This window comes from Nocardiopsis aegyptia, from assembly GCF_013410755.1.
GTDB lineage: Bacteria > Actinomycetota > Actinomycetes > Streptosporangiales > Streptosporangiaceae > Nocardiopsis > Nocardiopsis aegyptia.
Genome location: NZ_JACCFS010000001.1, coordinates 1523350 through 1539833, shown reverse-complemented (window position 1 = coordinate 1539833; position 16484 = coordinate 1523350). Strand labels below are relative to the sequence as shown.

General features: G+C 71.5%; 17 protein-coding genes and 1 pseudogene. 10 read left to right on the top strand and 8 right to left on the bottom strand.

Going from position 1 to position 16484, the window contains the following annotated elements; translation table 11 throughout:
- The first annotated feature begins 161 nt into the window (after nucleotides 1–161).
- Nucleotides 162–1394, top strand: a complete 1233-nt coding sequence (gene hemW, locus HNR10_RS07035) for a radical SAM family heme chaperone HemW (RefSeq protein WP_179821787.1) — start codon at nucleotides 162–164, stop codon at nucleotides 1392–1394.
- 97 nt (nucleotides 1395–1491) lie between these two features.
- On the opposite strand, the pseudogene HNR10_RS30740 reads toward hemW, so the two are convergent.
- The 5 genes and pseudogenes from HNR10_RS30740 to HNR10_RS07015 form a co-directional block, all read right to left on the bottom strand.
- Nucleotides 1492–1767 (bottom strand): annotated as a pseudogene (locus tag HNR10_RS30740) (transposase); the annotation flags it as partial.
- 103 nt (nucleotides 1768–1870) lie between these two features.
- The gene (locus HNR10_RS30735) at nucleotides 1871–2353 is read right to left on the bottom strand and encodes a helix-turn-helix domain-containing protein (protein WP_218897641.1); all 483 of its coding nucleotides are present in this window, start codon (nucleotides 2351–2353) and stop codon (nucleotides 1871–1873) included.
- A gap of 106 nt (nucleotides 2354–2459) precedes the next feature.
- Nucleotides 2460–3095 (bottom strand): DUF4870 domain-containing protein, encoded by a 636-nt coding sequence (locus HNR10_RS07025; RefSeq protein WP_179821785.1) that lies wholly within the window; start codon nucleotides 3093–3095, stop codon nucleotides 2460–2462.
- 36 nt (nucleotides 3096–3131) lie between these two features.
- Nucleotides 3132–4442: a DUF4870 domain-containing protein gene (locus tag HNR10_RS31700; protein ID WP_281390106.1), complete on the bottom strand. Its 1311-nt coding sequence runs from the start codon at nucleotides 4440–4442 to the stop codon at nucleotides 3132–3134.
- Nucleotides 4443–4632: 190 nt separating this feature from the next.
- Nucleotides 4633–5469: a DUF3097 domain-containing protein gene (locus HNR10_RS07015; protein WP_179821784.1), complete on the bottom strand. Its 837-nt coding sequence runs from the start codon at nucleotides 5467–5469 to the stop codon at nucleotides 4633–4635.
- A gap of 111 nt (nucleotides 5470–5580) precedes the next feature.
- Between HNR10_RS07015 and hrcA the strand changes: the two genes are divergently transcribed.
- Genes hrcA through HNR10_RS07000 form a run of 3 tightly spaced genes read left to right on the top strand, consistent with a single transcriptional unit; the run spans nucleotide 5581 to nucleotide 8496 of the window.
- The gene (gene hrcA / locus HNR10_RS07010; protein WP_179821782.1) at nucleotides 5581–6594 is read left to right on the top strand and encodes a heat-inducible transcriptional repressor HrcA; all 1014 of its coding nucleotides are present in this window, start codon (nucleotides 5581–5583) and stop codon (nucleotides 6592–6594) included.
- 4 nt (nucleotides 6595–6598) lie between these two features.
- The gene (gene dnaJ, locus HNR10_RS07005) at nucleotides 6599–7744 is read left to right on the top strand and encodes a molecular chaperone DnaJ (protein ID WP_179821781.1); all 1146 of its coding nucleotides are present in this window, start codon (nucleotides 6599–6601) and stop codon (nucleotides 7742–7744) included.
- A complete protein-coding gene (locus HNR10_RS07000; RefSeq protein WP_179821779.1) occupies nucleotides 7741–8496 on the top strand; it encodes a 16S rRNA (uracil(1498)-N(3))-methyltransferase in 756 nt (251 codons plus the stop codon). The genes dnaJ and HNR10_RS07000 overlap by 4 nt, the downstream gene beginning before the upstream one ends.
- A gap of 165 nt (nucleotides 8497–8661) precedes the next feature.
- Here the strand turns inward: HNR10_RS07000 and HNR10_RS06995 are convergent, their stop codons facing one another.
- Both HNR10_RS06995 and HNR10_RS06990 read right to left on the bottom strand, forming a co-directional pair.
- The gene (locus HNR10_RS06995; RefSeq protein WP_179821777.1) at nucleotides 8662–9402 is read right to left on the bottom strand and encodes an ICP22 family protein; all 741 of its coding nucleotides are present in this window, start codon (nucleotides 9400–9402) and stop codon (nucleotides 8662–8664) included.
- A complete protein-coding gene (locus HNR10_RS06990) occupies nucleotides 9399–9929 on the bottom strand; it encodes a SigE family RNA polymerase sigma factor (RefSeq protein ID WP_121188602.1) in 531 nt (176 codons plus the stop codon). The genes HNR10_RS06995 and HNR10_RS06990 overlap by 4 nt, the downstream gene beginning before the upstream one ends.
- A 322-nt stretch (nucleotides 9930–10251) precedes the next feature.
- Between HNR10_RS06990 and HNR10_RS06985 the strand changes: the two genes are divergently transcribed.
- The 6 genes from HNR10_RS06985 (at nucleotide 10252) to era (ending at nucleotide 15284) form a co-directional block, all read left to right on the top strand.
- Entirely contained in the window at nucleotides 10252–10602 is a 351-nt protein-coding gene (locus HNR10_RS06985) for a histidine triad nucleotide-binding protein (protein WP_179829583.1), read from the top strand.
- A 271-nt stretch (nucleotides 10603–10873) separates the two neighbouring features.
- Entirely contained in the window at nucleotides 10874–11977 is a 1104-nt protein-coding gene (locus HNR10_RS06980; RefSeq protein ID WP_179821775.1) for a PhoH family protein, read from the top strand.
- Between the two features lie 114 nt (nucleotides 11978–12091).
- Entirely contained in the window at nucleotides 12092–12577 is a 486-nt protein-coding gene (ybeY, locus tag HNR10_RS06975) for an rRNA maturation RNase YbeY (protein WP_179821773.1), read from the top strand.
- On the top strand, nucleotides 12574–13965 hold the full coding sequence (locus HNR10_RS06970; protein WP_179821771.1) for a hemolysin family protein: 1392 nt from the start codon (nucleotides 12574–12576) through the stop codon (nucleotides 13963–13965). The genes ybeY and HNR10_RS06970 overlap by 4 nt, the downstream gene beginning before the upstream one ends.
- A complete protein-coding gene (locus HNR10_RS06965; protein ID WP_121186628.1) occupies nucleotides 13962–14306 on the top strand; it encodes a cytidine deaminase in 345 nt (114 codons plus the stop codon). The genes HNR10_RS06970 and HNR10_RS06965 overlap by 4 nt, the downstream gene beginning before the upstream one ends.
- A gap of 9 nt (nucleotides 14307–14315) precedes the next feature.
- A complete protein-coding gene (era, locus tag HNR10_RS06960) occupies nucleotides 14316–15284 on the top strand; it encodes a GTPase Era (protein WP_179821769.1) in 969 nt (322 codons plus the stop codon).
- Between the two features lie 314 nt (nucleotides 15285–15598).
- Here era and HNR10_RS06955 read toward each other — a convergent pair whose 3' ends face one another.
- Nucleotides 15599–16333 (bottom strand): IclR family transcriptional regulator, encoded by a 735-nt coding sequence (locus tag HNR10_RS06955; RefSeq protein ID WP_179829582.1) that lies wholly within the window; start codon nucleotides 16331–16333, stop codon nucleotides 15599–15601.
- Nucleotides 16334–16484: the final 151 nt, after the last annotated feature.

Here is a 16484-nt window from a genome sequence, read left to right as displayed (position 1 = left end):
CCCCTCTCGCCCCTCTCGCTCCTGCCCCCTCGCCCCGCTGCCGGCCCTCGTTCCCCCGCCCCCCTCGACTCCCCGCCCCACCCTCCTCCCGCGGCCTGACCCGGGCCGCGCCACCTCCGTCTCCGACCAGGGCACGCCGCCGCGTCGGCGACACTGGAGGCATGCCTTCCGTTGCCCTCGACGGCGATCCCGTACCGCGCACCGGGGACCTGCCCGAGCACTCCCTCGCGGAGCTGGCCGCACGGCCCCTCGGGTTCTACGTCCACGTGCCCTTCTGCGTCACCCGCTGCGGGTACTGCGACTTCAACACCTACACGGCCGACGAACTCGTCTCGCGGGACGGCACGGCCACCGCCTCGCGGGAGACCTACGCCGACCAGGCGATCGCCGAGATCGAGCTGGCCGACCGGGTGCTGTCCGGCGACCGGCCCCCGGTCAGCACCGTGTTCGTCGGCGGGGGCACGCCCACCCTGCTGCCCGCCGAGGACCTGGGGCGCCTGGTCGCGGCCGTGCGCGAGCGGTTCGGCCTGACCCCCGACGCCGAGGTGACCACCGAGGCCAACCCCGAGACCGTCGACCCCGGCTACCTCGCCAGGCTGCGCGAGGCCGGGTTCACCCGTGTCTCGTTCGGCATGCAGAGCGCCCGCCCACACGTGCTGCGGATCCTGGAGCGGGGGCACACCCCCGGACGTCCCGAGCAGTGCGTGGAGTGGGCGCGGCAGGCGGGGTTCGAGCACGTCAACCTCGACCTCATCTACGGGACACCGGGCGAGAGCGACGACGACTGGGCGGCGTCCCTGGCCGCCGCCGTCTCCGCCGGCCCCGACCACGTCTCCGCCTACTCGCTCATCGTCGAGGAGGGCACCCGGCTGGCGAACCGGGTCCGGCGCGGCGAACTCACCGAACCCGACGACGACGCGATGGCCGACCGCTACGTCATGGCCGACGAGGCCCTGGCGGCGGCCGGCTTCACCCCCTACGAGGTGTCCAACTGGGCCCGCACGCCCGAGGGGCGCAGCGCCCACAACCTCCTGTACTGGACCGGCGGCCACTGGTGGGGTGTGGGACCCGGTGCCCACGGACACGTCGGCGGCACACGGTGGTGGAACGTCAAGCACCCCGCCGCCTACGCCGCCCGACTGGCCGCGGGGGACAGCCCGGGGCAGGCACGCGAGGTCCTGACCGACGAGGAGCGGCGCTTCGAGCGGGTCCTGTTGGAGCTGCGGATCGAGGAGGGCTGCCCGTTGGAGCTGCTGGAGCCGCACGGTCGCGCGGCGGCGGTGCGCGCGGTCGCCGACGGCCTGCTGGACGCGGAGGCGCACGCCGCCGGCCGGGCCGTCCTGACCCGTCGCGGCCGTCTGCTGGCCGACGCGGTGGTCCGCGACCTCACCTGAGGCCGAACCGGCGGAGGCACGGGAACGACGATGGGGCCCGGCGGGTGTGAACTGGTCCCCGATAGTTGGACCGGCTAATGGAAGGTGAGGCCGCCAGGGCCTGAGCCCGGTACTGCACCGGGCTCAGGCCCTCAAGGTAGGTATGCACCCGTTCGTTGTTGAACCAGGCGATATACGCCTCCAGCCCCGCGGTGAACTCCTCGACGCTGTCGAACGCGGTGTGAGCGAAGAACTCCTGCTTCACATGACCGAAGAAGCTCTCGATCACCGCGTTGTCCAGGCAGTTGCCCTTGCGCGACATCGACTGAGCACACCCAGCCTCCGCCAGCAAGCGCCGCCAGGACAGGTGCTGGTACTGAAACCCCTGGTCGGAATCCGGGCCTGGTGGTAGAAGAACGTCGAGCGGGCCAGACCAGCGACCCGCAACAACACATCCAGGCGGTGTTTAGCCTTGAGAGCGGCCACGGCACGGGCTCTCACCCGTGCCCGTCTTCCCTCAAGGTCCGCAGTTTTCCCAGGTAGGCGTTCTGGGCGCACAGGAACTCGTTCTCGCGGCGCAGCCGCTCCAGCTCGGTTTCCTCAGCCGGTACCGCAGTGTTGGGCGGGCGTCCCCGCTGCTTGGGACGCAAGGCGTCCTCGCCCTGGTCGCGGTAGACGCGCGCCCAGGTTTCCAGCTGTTTGGGTGAGGACAGCCCGAGTTCGCTGGCCGGCTCGGTCCTGGGCTCGCCGGCCAGGAAGCGGCGCACCGCCTCGACCTTGAGCGCGAAGGAGTAGGACTTCTTCGCCTGTTTGGCCACCAGCGCTCCCGGGCCGTGGATCCGCCACCGTTCGTGCAGGCGCCGGATCGGCCCCCGGGGTACTCCCAGCGTGGTCGCTACCGATCTATCGGCCATGCCCTGTGCGAACCACGCTATCGCGGCCTCGCGTTGGCAGGGGGTGAGCGTGCTGTTCGCTCTCATGGGACTGCTCCCTGGTCGATGGAACTGGATTTTCCAGTCCAACTTCCAGGGAGCAGTTCAGTGCCGGGCCCATCGGAGCGGGTCCAGAGGGGAGGGCCCTCCGCCGCTACTTCACCCAGTCGACGCTGATCGGGTACTTGAACAGCTCGCCACGGTTGGCGGCCTGTGCGGCCTGGAGACCCATGACGATGGAGAAGATCCAGGCCGCCAGCCAGGTCAGGTAGCCGAGGAGCACGACCATCAGCACGCCCGAGATCACGTAGGCGATCAGCAGGACCAGCTGGAAGTTCAGCGCGGCGAGTGCCTGCTGGCGGACGAACGGGGACTCGTCCTTCTTGATCAGCCAGATGATCAGCGGAACGAGCCAGCCGAGGATGCCGCCGCCCAGGTGGGCGAAGAAGGCCATCTGTTTCTCGTCCGGGCTGGGCTGGCCGCCGTAGCCGGGCTGGCCCCCGTAACCGGGCTGAGCGCCGTAACCCGGCTGGCCGCCGTAGCCGGGCTGTCCGGGCGGCGGGTACCCGCCCTGCTGCTCGCCGTACCCCGGGCCGGGGGGAGGGGGATAGCCGCCGGACTGGCCCTGCGCGGGGTAGCCGCCCGACTGGTCCGGGGGCGGCGGGTAGCCGCCCTGCTGGGGGTAGCCACCGCCGGGCGGCGGGGAGTAGCCCCCGGCGCCCGGCTGCTGGCCGGGGTGCCCGCCCTGGCCGTAGGGGTCCTCCGGTGGTGGCGTGTTCGGGTAGGACATGTGGTTCCTTCTGACGAGAGTGGTCGGGGTGCCGTCTTACTTCAGCAGGCGGATGCTCAGCGGGTAGCGGTACCACGTGCCCTTGTTCGCGCTGTTGGCACCGATGATGCCGAACACGATCGCGACGATCCAGACCAGGCCGACCAGCAGGGAGCCGATCCACGAAAGCGCCGGGAAGGTGATGCCCAGCACGATGAGGATCACCCAGGCGAAGATGTAGCCGAGTAGCAGGGTGATCTGGAAGTTGGCCGCCTCCGACGCGTGGTGACGCACGAAGGGCGACTGGTGGCGCTTGGCGAAGTAGATCGCCAGCGGTGGGATCCAACCGAGGCACGCGATGACGAAACCCGACAGGTGGGCGAGCATCGCCACGAGGGAGTCGTTGCCGCCGCCATGGGGGGCCTGCTGCGGATACCCGCCGGGCCCGCCGTGGACGGCCTGTCCAGCCGGGTACTGGGGCTGTTGCTGGGGTTGACCGTAGGGCTGCTGCCCGTACGGGGACTGTACCGCCTGCGGAGCGCCGTAGGCGGGCTGCCCGCCCGTCGGCTGCTGCGGCGGTGGCGCGAACGCGGGCTGCTGACCGTAGCCCGGCTGCGGCGCGTAGGGGAATTGTTCGCCCGAGGGCTGCTGGGGGTAGCCCTGGTGTTCGTAGGGCTGCTGGGGCTGCCCGTAGGCGGGCTGGCCCCCGGTCGAGGGCTGCCCGTACCCCTGCTCGTATGACTGCTGGGACTGGCCGTAGCCCTGCTGCTCCTGCGGCTGCTGGGGCGCGTAGCCGGGCTGTTGCGGCTGCCCGTAGGCGGGCTGGCCCCCGGTCGTGGGCTGCCCGTACCCCTGCTGCTCGTGGGGCTGTTGGGGCTGCTGGGGCTGGCCATAGCCCTGTTGCCCGTAGTCCGGCTGCGGCGTGTAGGAAGGCTGCTCGCCGGAGGGCTGCTGGGGGTAGCCCTGGTGTTCGTAGGGCTGCTGGGGCGCGTAGCCGGGCTGCTGGGGCTGCCCGTAGGCGGGCTGGCCCCCGGTCGAGGGCTGCCCGTACCCCTGCTGCCCGTAGGGCGGCTGCTCACCCGAGGGCTGCCCGTACCCGTGCTGCTCGTGGGGCTGCTGGGGCTGGCCGTAGCCCTGCTGATAGCCCGGCTGCGGGGCGTAAGGGGACTGCTCGCCCGAGGCCTGTTGCGGCTGCTGCTGTCCGTAGCCCGGCTGACCGCCGGTCGGCTGCCGGCCGTGGTCGGGCTGCGGAGCGTACGGCGACTGTTCACCCGACGGCTGCTGCCCGGGATCCCCCTGTCCGGGCTGCGGCGGGCGGCCCTCCTCGGGATCCTCCGGGGCAGGGGGGTTGGTCGGGTTCTCGCTCATGCTCTTCCTTGGCTCCGCTGGTGTGGGCGGCTTCTGTACGTCCCGGCAGGACCGACGACCGCGCAGGGCCGAGAGGCGGCGACCACGGCAGTCGGATGCCGGACTCCGAAACCGTCGCCTGCCAGAATCCTAGATCCTGTACGCCTCGCACGGCGAAGTCGCGGCCGCGCGGCGCGGCAGGCGGTCGGCCTCACTCGTCCGGGTGCGGTCCGGTGACGAAGTCGATCAGTTCCTCCACACGCCCCAACAGCGACGGCTCCAGATCGGCGTAGCTGCGCACCGAACCCAGGATCCGCCGCCAGGCCTCCCCGGTCTCCATCCGCCACCCCAGGCCGCTGACGATCCCCTCCTTCCAGGGGCGTCCGCGCGGCACCTCCGGCCACCGGTCGATCCCCAGGGCACTCGGACGGACCGCCTGCCACACGTCGACGTAGGGGTGCCCCGCCACCAGCACGTGCTCACTCCGCACCCGCTCGGCGATGCGCGACTCCTTGGAGCCGGGGACCAGGTGGTCGACGAGCACACCGAGGCGCCGTCCCGGTCCGGGTGAGAAATCCGCCACGATCGCGGGCAGGTCGTCCACGCCCTCCAGGAACTCCACGGCCACGCCCTCCACACGCAGGTCGTGGCCCCACACCCGCTCCACCAGCTCGGCGTCGTGCAGGCCCTCCACGTAGATCCGGCTCTCCCGGGCCGTGCGCGCCCGCGCGTCCGGCACCGCGACCGAACCCGAGGCGCTGCGCAGCGGCCCGCGCGGTGCCGCGGCCGGGCGCACGAGGGTGGCCGGGGCGCCGTCGATGAGGAACGCGGCCGGACCGAGGTCGAACACCCGGCGCCGCCCGTGGCGGTCCTCCAGGGTCACGGTCGCCTTGTCCCAGCCCACCACGGCGCCGCAGAATGTCTCGTCGGCGTCCTCCACGACCAGGTCGCGGCTGAGCGGCACGTCCGGCACGGCGCCCTTCCTGGGCCGTCGCCAGTCACCCGCCAGCACGTCGCGGCCGTAGCGGCCGGTTCCCTTGGTAGCCACGGTCGTGCAGTCTAGTGGGGGCGCCGCGTTCCTACCGATTGGTAGCCAACGGGGTTTGCGCCCGCGCATAGAATTAGCACTGAGGACCATGGAGTGCCAGGAGGTGGCGAGTTGCTGGATGAGCGCAAGCTCGCGGTCCTGCGTGCCGTCGTCGAGGACTTCGTCAACACCAACGAGCCGGTGGGTTCCCGGGCCTTGGCGGACAGGCACCCGCTCGGGGTCTCCCCGGCGACCATCCGCAACGACATGGTGGCCCTCGAAGAGGACGGCTACATCACCCAGCCGCACACCAGTGCGGGCCGGGTCCCCACGGACAAGGGCTACCGGCTCTTCGTCGACCGCCTGTCGTCGGTCAAACCGCTCTCGGTCGCCGAGCGAAGGGCCATCGAGTCCTTCCTCACCGGCGCGGTCGACCTGGACGAGATCGTCGCGCGGACCGTGCGGCTGCTCGCCCAGCTCACCCGCCAGGTCGCGATCGTGCAGTACCCGTCGCTGACCCGCTCCTCCGTCCAGCACGTGGAGCTGGTCCCCCTGGGGGGCCGACGGATCATGATGGTGGTGATCACCAACACCGGCCGGGTCGAGCAGCGCGTCATCGACGGGCTCGGCGACGTCGACGCGTCGGTCGTCGGCGATCTGCGGGAAATGCTCAACCGGGCCATCGCCGGACGCCACCTGGCCGACGTGCCCGACGCGGTGGAGGACCTGCCCGCGCAGGTCGACCCCGAGCACCGGCGCGTCGCCGTGGCGGTCCTGTCGGTCCTGCTGGAGAGCCTCGTCGAACGGCACGAGGAGAAGATCGTCCTCGCGGGGACGGCCAACCTCGCCGCCGTGGACTTCGCCGCGAGTCTGCGCGAGGTCCTGGAGGCGTTGGAAGAGAACATGGTCCTCATCCGTTTGCTGGGTGAGGCGAAGGATCCGTCGATGCTGACAGTGCGCATCGGCGAGGAGAACCTCCACGAGGGTCTGCGGACCGCCTCCATCGTGTCGGCCGACTACGGCGTGGGAAACCAGTCGCTGGCCAAGATCGGTGTGGTGGGCCCGACCCGGATGGACTACCCAGGGACGATGGGAGCGGTACGCGCGGTGGCTCGGTATGTCGGACAGATTTTGGCAGGACAGTAACTCAGTGGCCAGAGACTATTACCAGGTTCTCGGGGTGCGTCGCGACGCGTCCAAGGACGAGATCAAGAAGGCGTACCGGAGGCTCGCACGCGAGCTCCACCCGGACATCAACCCGGACCCCGCCACGCAGGAGCGCTTCAAGGAAGTGACCCAGGCCTACGAGGTCCTCTCCGACGAGAACAAGCGTCGGATGTTCGACATGGGGCACGACCCGTTCGCTCCGGGCGGCGGCGGTGGCGGCGCGGGCGGCTTCGGCGGCGCCCAGGGCTTCGCCTTCGACGACATCATGAACGCGTTCTTCGGCGGCGGCCAGCCCGGCGGGCGGTCCCCGCGCGAGCGGGTCCGGCGCGGGCGCAGCATCAAGATCCGCATCGAACTCGACCTCGTCGAGACGGCGTTCGGTGTCAGCAAGGACATCACGTTCCCCACCGCCATCCTGTGCGAGACGTGCCAGGGCGAGGGGACCGCGGCGGGCTCGCACCGCACCACCTGCGAGATGTGCCACGGCCAGGGCGAGGTGTCCCAGGTCACCCGGTCCTTCCTCGGCCAGGTCATGACCTCCCGCCCCTGCCCGCAGTGCTCGGGCCAGGGCACGGTCATCACCAACCCCTGCGGCGACTGCGCCGGCGAGGGCCGGGTGCGCGAGAAGGTCACCCGCACGGTGAAGATCCCCGCGGGCGTGGACGACGGCACCCGCATCCAGCTCGCCGGCGAGGGCGAGGTCGGCCCCAACGGCGGCCCGCGCGGCGACATCATCCTGGAGATCGTCCAGAAGGCGCACCCGACGTTCGAGCGGCGCGGCGACGACCTGCACTGCACGGTCACCGTGCCCATGACCGCGGCCGCGCTGGGCGCCTCGTTCGCGTTCGACACCCTGGACGGCACGGAGAACATCGACCTGCGCCCGGGGACCAACTCCGGCCACGTCATCACGCTGCCGAACAAGGGTGTGACCCACCTCGACGGCGGGGGCCGCGGCGACCTGCGCATCCGCGTGGACGTGGAGACCCCGGCCAAGCTGGACGAGGAGCAGGAGGCCCTGCTGCGCAAGTTCGCCGAGCTGCGCGGGGAGGACCAGAACCCGGGCCGCTTCAGCCCCGGGCACGGCGGCCTGTTCGCCAAGCTCCGTGACGCCTTCGGTGCCAAGTGACCCCACCGGTCTTCCTGGTCGACGACACCGCCGACCTGGCCGCCGCCACGGTGGTCCTCACCGGCGCCGAGGGGCGCCACGCCGCCGTGGTGCGGCGCATCCGGGCCGGTGAGACCGTCGACCTCTCCGACGGCCGCGGCGAGCGCGCCCGCTGCACGGTCGTCGAGGTCGGCAGGGACAGCGTGGTGTGCGAGGTCGGTGAGCGCTGGCACGAGCCGGCGCCCCGGCCCCGGCTGACCGTCGTGCAGGCGCTGCCCAAGGGCGACCGCGGCGAACTGGCCGTGGAGATGATGACCGAGGCCGGGGTGGACGTGATCGTCCCGTGGGCGGCCGAGCGCTGCGTCACCCGCTGGAAGGGCGACCGGGCGGCCAAGTCGCTGGCCAAGTGGCGGGCCACCGCCCGCGAGGCGGCCAAACAGGCGCGCCGGGGCCGGCTGCCGGAGGTCACCGACCTCGCCGGCCGGGACGACGTGGCCGCGCTGCTGTTCGCGGCCGACCCGGCCGTCGTGCTGCACGAGGACGCGGCGGTCCGGCTGAGCGACGTCGCCGTCCCCGACGGCGACCGGGTGCCCCACGGCGACGGCGGCGTCGTCCTGGTCGTGGGACCCGAGGGCGGCTTCTCCGACGCCGAACTCGACACCTTCACCCGGGCCGGCGCGGAGCCGGCCCTGCTCGGACCGAGCGTGCTGCGCACCTCCACCGCGGGGGTCGCGGCGCTGTCGATCCTGCAGGTCCGATCCGGCCGCTGGTAGACCGGCCGCTCGTAGAGGGGACCGACCCCCACGGCGGACCCGCCGCACGCACGGCGGTCCCTCCACGTACGACGAAGCCCACGGGACCGCGTCCCGTGGGCTTCGTCGTACGTGCGGCGTGCGCGGTCGGTGGGAGATCCGGCGGCGGCGCGTGGCCGCCCACGGTCACTCCTCCGAACTCTTGGTGGACGTGGTGCCGTCGTCGCCCGTGGGCGCCGAATCGCCGTCCCCGCTGCCGGTCGAGCCGTCGTCGGGAGCCGGCTCCTCACCGCCGGTGCCGGGTTCGGTGCCCGGGTCGGTGCCGGGCTCCTCGGTCCCGTCGTCCGGACTGGGCTCCTCGGTGGGGTCGCACTCCTCGTCCTGCTCCCCCTCCGCGTCCGGCTGCGTCCCGGAGGACCCGTCCTCGGCGTCCGCCGTGGCGGACGGAGGGGCGTCGTCGCGGGTCGGGGGGCACGTCGCGGTGGTGCCGACGCCCTCCTCGGCCGGGTCCGACTCCTCCTCGGTGGGAGAGGGCGCCGGTTGCTCGGCGGGGTCGTCCGGAGACTCGGCGGGGGCGGTGTCGGAGTCCGTGGTGGGATCCGGAGCCGCGACGCCGGGGCCGTCGATGTCGTCCTCGGGCGGGGTGCCCTCGCGGTTGGCGCCCGCGGGGACGATGTCCAGGACCTGGTCGCGCACCTGCGGAGTGGACATGAGGACCGACGCGGCGATCAGTCCGGCCCCGGCGACGGCCAGTGCCGGGCGCAGCCACGGCAGACCGAACCAGGAGGTGCCGCGGTGGCGGTCGGTCCGCTCGCGGATCAGCTGCAGGGCCTCGGCGCCGGGCGCGACGGTGTCGGCCTCGGCCTTGAGGATCCGCCGGAGCTGCTCCTCGAACTCGGGGTTCGTGGGATCGGTGGGGCTGGTCATGTCGTCTGCTCCAGAACAGAGCGCAGCGCGGAGATTCCGCGGGACGTGTGACTCTTCACCGCGCCCTTGCTGATGCCCATGGCGTCAGCGATCTGAGCCTCGGACAGGTCGCCGTAGTACCGGAGCACGATCGCCTCTCGCTGACGGGTGGGTAGTTTGCGCAGGGCTCGGATCACCGCCTCACGCTCCAACAGGTTCATGGCGCCGTGTTCGGCGCTGGGCGCGTCGGGCAGCGCCTTGGGCGCGTGCTTCTCGACCACCGCCCGGTGGCGGAGAACCGACCGGGCCTTGTTGACAACGGCCTGGCGCAGGTACGACAGGGCCTTGTTCGGATCGCGGAGGCGGCGCCACGCGCCGTGCATGGCCACGAACGCGTCCTGGACGACCTCTTCCGCGGTCGCGTGGTCGCGTACCAGCAGCGCGGCGAGCCGGACCAGCGGACGGTAGTGCTCCCGGTAGAGCTCCGTGACCGCGTGGTCGGCGTCCCACTCCACGGAAAGCGGAGCCGTGGCGGCTCCAGCCACGATGGTTTCAGTCGTCACATCAGTTCGACGCACACCCTTGTCGCGGGGTTTACGAAAGGGCATACCTCTTCTTTTCCAGGTAGACACGCGTTTCAATCCGAACACGCACAAGGTCGGCCGGTGTCGGACATGGTCGGCGACACGGCGCACAGGGGGAAAGAGTACCGTGCCCGCAAGGCGCGTCGGCAGGACCTGGGTCCTCTGTTCCGGCGGATCGGGGCGCCGCGGACAGAGCGAACCGGTGGTCGGCTGCGGCATCATGGGTGTCGACAGCCCCGAGTCCGCGGCCGCGCAGAAGGCCGCGACCCCCGTACGGAGGTGCGTGATGGCCCAGGACGACTGCCTTTTCTGCAAGATCGTGAAGGGGGAGGTCCCGGCCGAGATCGTCCGCGAGGGTGAGCGCACTCTGGCGTTCCGCGACATCAACCCCCAGGCGCCGACGCACGTCCTGGTCATTCCGCGCGAGCACGTCCGCGACGCGGCCTCCGCGGCCGCCGCCGATGCGGGGCTGGTCGACGAGATCGTGCGCGAGGCCCGTGCGGTGGCCGAGTCGGAGGGCGTGGCCGAGACCGGGTACCGGCTGGTGTTCAACACCGGCAGCGGGGCCGGGCAGACGGTGTTCCACCTGCACGCCCACCTGCTCGGCGGCCGCGGCCTCAACTGGCCTCCCGGCTAGGCCCGCCGGCCGCCTTCTGGCTGGGCCGGCGCGGGCCGTCCCGCCCCGGGCCGACCGGTGTCCGGGGCGCGGGAAAATCGGATCGAGGGGGTCGTGGCCGCCTTGGTAGACTCGGTTCATGGGCCCTGAGCGACCGGTGGGACCAGCGAGATACCGGTGGTCGAGGGCCGGGGGGCGCCACGGCGGCGCCCCGACCGTTCACCAAGCGCGTCGGCCGCCCAGGCCGGAAGCCGGAACCGAAGGGTAGGGACAGCGGCCGCAAGGCCACACCATGGCCGAGACAACGCATACGCAGTCGCGACAGGACACCCAGGTCAAGGTCGTGGTGCCCGACGAGCACACGATGATCAGCCTGCTGGGCTCCAGGGACGAACTCCTGAGGGCGTTGGAGCGGGCCTTCGCCAGCGACATCCACGTTCGCGGCAACGAGTTCACCATCACCGGCGCCCCGGACGAGACCGTGGTGGTCGTCCGCGTGGTCGAGGAGCTCATCGAGCTCGCCAAGAGCGGCACCCACGTCACCCCGGACACGATCGAGCGCATGGTCCACATGCTGACCACCCCCGGTCAGGACCGGCCGGCCGACGTGCTGACGACCAACATCCTGTCCAACCGGGGCAAGACGATCCGCCCCAAGACGGTGAACCAGAAGCGCTACGTCGACATCATCGACCGGCACACGGTGGTCTTCGGGATCGGGCCCGCCGGTACCGGCAAGACGTACCTGGCGATGGCCAAGGCGGTCAAGGCGCTCCAGGACAAAGAGGTCAACCGGATCATCCTCACCCGCCCCGCCGTCGAGGCCGGCGAGCGGCTGGGGTTCCTGCCGGGCACCCTCTACGACAAGATCGACCCGTACCTGCGGCCGCTGTACGACGCCCTGCACGACATGCTCGACCCCGACTCCATCCCCAAGCTGATGGCGGCCGGGACCATCGAGGTCGCACCCCTGGCGTACATGCGGGGCCGCACCCTGAACGACTCCTTCATCATCCTGGACGAGGCCCAGAACACCTCGCCGGAGCAGATGAAGATGTTCCTCACCCGGCTCGGATTCGGCTCCAAGATCGTGGTGACCGGCGACGTCACCCAGGTCGACCTCCCCGGTGGACAGTCCAGCGGCCTGCGCACCATCGAGAAGATCCTGAGTGACATCGACGACATCGCGTTCTGCCGACTGAGCAGCGAGGACGTGGTCCGGCACAAGCTGGTGGGCAAGATCGTGGACGCCTACGGCCGCTACGACGAGGCCCAGGGCGGCCGGCACGGCTCGAACGAGCAGCGCGGGCGCGGGCACGACCCGCGGCGCGGTTCCGCCGACACCCCGAACGAGACCCGGTCACGGCCCGGGCACCCCGAAGACGGGGCAGACTGAACCAGTACAGCGTTCGAGCTGGTGGGCCCGCCGGGTGCGGGCCCACCGGTGTCGGGTGCCCGGGGTGGCCCGGACACCCGGCCATGACGATTCCAAGTGAGGCATCCGAATCAGATGAGTATCGACGTCGCCAACGAGTCCGGCGTCACGACGGTGGACGAGGCGCGGCTCTCCCGGCTGGCCCGGCACGTGCTCGACGCCATGCGCGTCCACCCGTTGGCGGAACTGTCCGTCGTGCTGGTGGACGAGGGGCCGATGACCGACCTGCACATGCGGTGGATGGACGAGCCCGGCCCCACCGACGTGCTGTCCTTCCCCATGGACGAACTGCGGCCCGGCGGCCCCGGCCGGACGAGCGAGCCGGGTGTCCTCGGTGACGTGATCATCTGCCCGCAGGTGGCGGAGCGCCAGGCGGAGAAGGCCGGGCACAGCACCACCGACGAGATCGACCTGCTGTGCACCCACGGCATCCTGCACCTGCTGGGCTACGACCACGCGGAGCCGGACGAGCACAAGGAGATGTTCGGTCTCCAGGGCGAGATCCTGGCGGCGTGGCGTGAGCGCGAGGCCGCCGACGACGAGGACGAGAGCCGGGCATGATTCCGTCGGTGTGGGCGGACGCGGCGGCCGCGGGCGACCCCGTCGCGTGGCTCACCGCGTTCGTGGCCGCCCTCGTCCTGACCGCCGCGGCCGGCTTCCTGGTCGCGGCCGAGGTCGCCGTGACGCGGGTGGTGTCGGTCGGCACGCCCGTCGCCGGTACCGACCGCGACACCCCGGCGGCCTCCGCCTGGGACCGCGTGGCGGCCGACCCCACGAGCCACCTCAACGCGCTGCTGTTCCTGCGCGTGGTGTGCGAGGTGTGCGCGGTGCTGGCCGCGGCGCTGGGCATGGTGTTCCTGCTGGGCTTCGGCTGGCTCCCGCTGCTGCTGACCGCGGCGGCCATGGTGGTCGTGGAGTCGGTCCTCATCGCGATCGCGCCGCGCATCCTGGGCCGCCAGTTCGCGGAGCCGGTCGCCCGGGCCGGCGCGGTCGTCGTCCACCCGCTCCAGGTCGTGGTGGGACCCTTCGTCCGGCTGCTGGTGTGGGCGGGGCGCACGCTCACCCCGCGCGGGAAGGGCGACCGCGAGGGCCCCTTCAGTACCGAGGTGGAGCTGCGCAGGCTCGTCGACCTGGCCGAGCGGGGGGACGTCATCGACCCCGAGGAGCGCCAGATGATCCACTCGGTGTTCAAGCTCGACGACACGTCCGTGCGCGAGGTGATGGTGCCGCGCCCCGACATCGTCTTCACCAGCCGCGACGCCGACGCCGACGCCGTGCTCTCGCTGGCGCTGGCCAGCGGGTACTCCCGGATCCCGGTGACGGGCGCGGACGAGGACGACGTGGTCGGCATCGTCTACCTCAAGGACCTGGTCGAGCGGCTGCGCGACCGCTGGGCGGCGGCCTCGGGCGCGAACGGCGCCCCGGTGCCGCTGTCCGCGGCCGACGTGATGCGCTCTGCGACCTACGTCCCCGACACCAAGCCCATCGACGAACTGCTGCGCGAGATGCAGCAGCAGCGCAACCACGCCGCGGTGGCCATCGACGAGTACGGGGGCACCGCGGGGTTGGTGACCCTGGAGGACATCGTGGAGGAGATCGTCGGCGAGATCACCGACGAGTACGACCACGAGATCCCGCCGGTGGCCTGGCTGGACGACGACCGGGTCCGGGTCACCGCACGCCTGCCGCTGGGCGAGCTCGACGAGCTCTTCCCCGACCGCGATCTCGACGTGGTCGACGTGGAGACCGTGGGCGGACTGGTGGCGTTCGTACTGGGCCGGGTGCCCGTCGGCGGGGCGCAGGCCGAATACGCTGGTCTCAGACTCACCCTGGAGGGCAAGAGCAGCCGCCGGAACCGGATGACGACGGTGCTGGTGGAGCGCCTGCCCGAGGACGCCGACCACGGTGACCGGGGCAGGAACGACGACGTAAGGAGCACGGATCAGTGACGGACACGACGGGGCTCGGCCCCGAGGACGGCAAGCTCATCACCCTCGCGCGCGCCTCGCGCGCCCGCAACGCCGCGCCTGAGGGCGCGGCCGTGCGCGACGAGACCGGGCGCACGTACGTGGCGACGACGGTATCGCTGCCGTCCCTGTCGCTGACGGCTCTGCAGGCGGCGGTCGCCGCCGCCGTGTCCAGTGAGGCCTCCGCCCTGGAGGCCGCGGTGGTCGTCACCCAGGCGAAGGAACTGACCGAGGACGACCGCGCGGTGGCGGACGACCTGAAGACCCAGGTGGTGGTGATCGCCGCCCCTGACGGGGTGCCCGCGAGCATCACCCGGCGCTGAGTAGGAACGATGAACGACCTCGACCTGGAGAAACTGCGCGTACCGCTGGAGATGCCCTCCTTCCCGGAGGGCTTCCGCAGCGGGTTCGCCTGTTTCGTCGGCCGCCCCAACGTGGGCAAGTCCACCCTGATGAACGCGCTGGTCGGGCAGAAGGTGGCGATCACCAGCAACCGGCCCCAGACCACGCGGCGTACCGTGCGGGGCATCGTGCACCGCCCCGAGGCGCAGCTGATCATCGTGGACACGCCGGGCCTGCACAAGCCGCGGACCCTGCTGGGGGAGCGGCTGGACTCGCTGGTGCGGTCCACGCTGGTCGAGGTGGACGTCATCGCGTTCTGCCTGCCCGCCGACGAGCCGATCGGCCGGGGTGACACCTACATCGCCAAGGAGTTGGCGGAGCAGACCAACACCCCGGTCGTCGCCCTGGTCACCAAGACCGACAAGGTCGACAAGGAGGCCGTGGGCAAGCACCTGATGGCCGTGGACGAGCTGGGCGACTGGGCCGACATCGTTCCGGTCTCGGCCCAGAGCGGATTCCAGCTGGACACGGTCACGGGCGTGCTGTGCTCGCACCTGCCCGAGGGGCCGCCGCTGTACCCCGACGGCGACCTGACCGACGAGCCCGACGAGATGCTCGTGGCGGAGCTCGTCCGCGAGGCGGCGCTGGAGGGCGTGCGCGACGAGCTGCCGCACTCCATCGCGGTGGTCGTGGACGAGATGTACGAGCGGGAGAACACCCGGCCGGGCAAGGAGCTGGTGGACATCTACGCGTCGCTGTACGTGGAGCGCCCCAGCCAGAAGGCCATCGTGATCGGCTCCAAGGGCTCGCGGCTGCGCGACGTGGGGTCGCGGGCGCGCAAGCAGATCGAGGCCCTGTTGGGTCAGCGGGTCTTCCTGGACCTGCGGGTGCGCGTGGCCAAGGACTGGCAGCGCGACCCCAAGCAGCTGCGGAAGCTGGGCTTCGACCAGCAGACCTGAGTTTTCTGGCGTCCTCGCAGGCCCACGCCGTCGCCCGCCACCACCCTCAACGGACGCCTGCGGCGCTGCCCCCTCCCCACGCGCGTTCGGGGAGCCGGGGAGCCGGTGTTCTTCGTCGTCGACTTGCCTTGCTCGCAAGTTCGCTGCGGCCCCGTCTCCTCCTGCAGAACACTGGCGCCCCTCACTACGACCCCTGTGGTCCCGCGCGAGCGGAACGGCCTACCTCTCACCCGCTCGGGTGGAGGTAGGCCGTTTCGTGCTGGTTCGACCCCTTGGGGCGCGCCTCGTGGGTGCGCGGGGTGGCGTGTGGCGGGCTAGCCCTGGTTGTTGAGGTCGGCGGCCAGGGCGGTGGCGCAGCGCTGCACGATGGGGGCGGCGCGGCTGACGAAGTCCCAGTGCACGCGGGCCTCGGGTCCGGAGACGGACACCGCCATGCCCGAGGGCGCGCCGTCGACGGGGACCGCGACGCAGCGGACGCCGATCTCCTGCTCGCCGTCGTCGATGGCGAAGCCGTCCTTGCGGATGCGGTGGAGCTCGGCGACGAACGTGTCGGGGTCGACGATGGTGCGGTCGGTGGCGGCGGGCATGCCCGTGCGCTGGACCGTGGCCAGCGCCTCCTCGTCGGTGAGCTGTGACAGCAGCGCCTTGCCGACGCCGGCCGAGTGCGGCAGCACCCGGCGTCCGACCTCGGTGAACATGCGCATGGCATGCGGGGACGGGACCTGCGCGACGTAGATGACCTTGTCGCCGTCGAGCATGGCGAGATTGGCCGTCTCGCCGAGGTCCTCCACCAGTTGGGCGAGGTGGGGGCGGGCCCAGGTGCTCATCATCTGCGAGGCCTTGTCGCCCAGGCCGATCAGCCGCGGGCCGAGCGCGTAGCGCCGGGAGGGCAGCTGGCGCACGTAGCCGTTGCCGACCAGGGTGCGGATGATGCGGTGGATGGTGGGAAGGGGCAGCCCGGAGGCGTCGGCCAACTGGCTGAGCGAGGCCTCACCGCCTGCCTCGGCCATGATCTCCAGCAGGGCGAAAGCACGGTCGAGGGACTGCACGCCGCCGGCGCGCTTGCCGGAGGTCTCCGGGCGCGGGGCGTCGATGGGGGGCAGCGAGTCTGACAAAGGTCATGCTCCCGAGTTGTGGGCCGCTGAAGTCATCGGTTCTATTCTGCAATACGAAAAGTACTTCCCGCCATCTCGATGCCGC